The sequence below is a fragment of the Hymenobacter terrenus genome, assembly GCF_000972495.1.
GTDB lineage: Bacteria > Bacteroidota > Bacteroidia > Cytophagales > Hymenobacteraceae > Hymenobacter > Hymenobacter terrenus.
The window spans coordinates 1-2,261 of sequence record NZ_LATM01000092.1 but is presented as its reverse complement, the minus strand read 5'-3'; the positions used below and the strand labels follow the sequence as shown (position 1 = coordinate 2,261).

Annotated in this window: 1 protein-coding gene and 1 pseudogene; both read left to right on the top strand. The window is 60.7% G+C overall.

Annotated elements, in window-relative coordinates; genetic code table 11:
* Positions 1 to 752, top strand: a pseudogene (locus tag WX88_RS31150) (hypothetical protein); the annotation flags it as partial.
* Positions 753 to 974: 222 nt separating this feature from the next.
* Positions 975 to 2,261 (top strand): DUF3857 domain-containing protein (locus tag WX88_RS26545; protein WP_046247460.1); only part of this gene is annotated, 1,287 nt, incomplete at its 3' end.

Sequence of the window (2,261 nt, the reverse complement as noted above, 5' to 3'; positions counted from 1 at the left end):
AGCCGCTGCTGCCCTGCGGCGTGCTGCCCGAGCGCTGCCTCAACCGCGTGGGGCGCCTCATCAGCAAGAGCCCGGCCGAAAGCCGCTGGGTCGACCTCGTGCCGGCGCAGCGCCACGTGCGCTACCAGCAAGTAGCTCTCACCCTGGATGCCCAGGGTGGCCTTGCAGGCAAGGTGCACGAGGAACACGGTGGCTACGCGGGCACCGATGCCCGCCAGGAGCTGGCCAGCCTGGGCGAAAAGAAATACCTGGCCCGCCTAGCCCAACGCCACGAAAGCTGGTCCCTGACCAAGCAGGCCGTAAGCCACGCCGAAGCCGTGGCGCAGCCGCTGGCCGTGGACTACGAGTTCAGCCAACCGGCCGATGAGAAATCGACCGCCGGCACCTTATACCTGAGTCCGCTCAGTGACTTTGGGGGCGGGCAAAACCCATTTCAGCGCGAAACCCGGTCTTTTGCCGTTGACTTTGGGACGCCGCAGGAGGAAACGCTGGTTGCCACCCTGGCACTGCCGGCTGGCTATGAGTTGGCAGAAGTGCCCAAGCCGGCTGTGCTCAACCTCCCCAACAATGGTGGCCGGTTCCTCTACAATGTGACTCTCACCGGGCCAACTACCGTGCTGCTCAACAGTCGCCTCGTCCTCAGCAATACCGTGTACACGGCCGAAGAATATGCCGGCCTGCGCGAGCTCTACCGCCGGCTCCTGGCCCACCAGAGCGAAAAACTCATCATCCAAAAGAAGAAGAGCGGCTGAGCTACGAAGCATTATTAGGAAGTCGCCACAATCATAAAGAACGGTCATAGTGAGCCTGCCGAAGCATCTCTACCGCTTGGTTCGACAGGGCGGGCACCTCAACGAAGCGGCAGAGATGCTTCGACAGGCTCACTATGACCTAAAAACGACTTTCTAAATCGCTTTCCCGCCTAGCAGCTTTAATCCTTTAAAATCATTTGTATTCTTTTATTTCTGCATTGCATGAACTTACCCTTACGCTGCTCAGCCGCTGTGGCGGCCTTTCTGCTCACCGCTTTCGCCGCACGGGCACAGGAGCAGCCCATTAAATTCGGGAAGCCTGACCCTAAGGATTTCACGGCTGCGCCTTTTGCGGGCGACAGCGCCGCCTCGGCCGTGGTGCTGTGCGACTACGGCACCACCAGCTTTCAATACAATAGCAACGATTTCCAGCTGGTGTCGGAGCGGATAACCCGCATCAAAATCCTGAAGAAGTCGGGCTACGATGTGGCTACGGTGCTGGTGCCGCTGTACCACAAGGGCGGTAGTGAGGAAAAGCTCTCGGCGCTGCGCGGCATCACCTACAACCTAGTGAATGGACAGGTGGTGAAAAGCAAGCTGGAAAGCGCCAACATGTTCACGGAGGAGCGCACGGCCAACGTGCGGGTGCGCAAGTTCACGCTGCCCGACGTGCGCGAGGGCTCGGTGATTGAGTATGCCTACACCATCACGTCGGACTTTCTCTTCAATTTTCAGGACTGGACGTTTCAGCGCGATATTCCCACGCGCTGGAGTGAGTACCGGGCCGCCATCCCCGAGTACTTCCACTACAAAATGCTGTTTCAGGGCTACCACCCGCTGGCTACCCAAACGCAGACGGAAGGCAGCGCTCAGTTTACGGTGCACACGGCCGGCAGCTCTTCCGGCAGCGGCTTTGCTACTACTCGCCAGGCGGGCAGCAACGACGTGGTGACGGCCCGGGTCACGAACTACCATTGGGTGATGAAGGACGTGCCGGCCTTCCGGGAGGAGCCCTACATGACCACGGAGGACGACTACCTGGACCGCATCAACTTTCAGCTGGCGGGCGAGCAGTTTCCGGGCCAAGCCTACCAGAACGTGGCCGACAACTGGAACAAGATTAACATGGAGCTGCTGGCGGATGACAACTTCGGGCAGCAGCTCGACCGCGGCAACTTTCTGAAAGACCAAATACTGCCCCTGGTCAGCAAGTATCCCGAAGTGGCGGCCCGCGCCGCAGCCGTGCGCGAAGTAGTCATGAGCGGCATCCGCTACGACGGCACCAACCGCTACGCTACCACTGGCTCGCTGCGCAAAGCCTACGAGGCCCACCACGGCACCGCCGCCGATGTCAACCTGCTGCTCATCGCGGCACTGCGGGCGGCGGGCGTCGCGGCCCACCCCGTTTTGCTCAGCACCCGCAGCCACGGGCAAGTCAACCAAAACCTGCCGCTGCTGGATAAATTCAACTACGTGGTGGCCCTGGTGCCGCTGCCCGGTGGCAAAGAC